This window comes from Vibrio sp. 10N.222.49.C9 (genome assembly GCF_041474985.1).
Classification (GTDB): domain Bacteria; phylum Pseudomonadota; class Gammaproteobacteria; order Enterobacterales; family Vibrionaceae; genus Vibrio; species Vibrio crassostreae_C.
The window spans coordinates 1-319 of record NZ_JBFRVD010000515.1; the positions used below are offsets into that span (position 1 = coordinate 1).

Here is a 319-nt window from a genome sequence, read left to right on the forward strand (position 1 = left end):
CTTCTAGTATCTAAATTCGCTTAACAATAAGCAATGATTAAGATAACGCTTTTTCGATGTCAGAGCTTACTTCTGCAACTTGCTTAGTACCATCGAACTTAAGGTACTTAGTGTTACCTGCTTCTGCTTCTTTACCGTAGTACTGAACTAGCGGAGCAGTTTGCGTGTGGTATACACCTAGGCGAGCGCGAACAGTCTCTTCTTTGTCGTCATCACGAACAACAAGAGCTTCACCTGTTACGTCGTCTTTACCTTCCTCTTTAGGCGGGTTAAACACAACGTGGTAGGTACGACCTGATGGAAGGTGAGCACGACGACC

Annotated in this window: 1 pseudogene; it reads right to left on the reverse strand. The window is 44.8% G+C overall.

From position 1 onward, the window contains the following. Positions 1 to 37: 37 nt before the first annotated feature. A pseudogene (locus tag AB4585_RS24250) lies at positions 38 to 319 on the reverse strand (adenylate kinase); the annotation flags it as partial.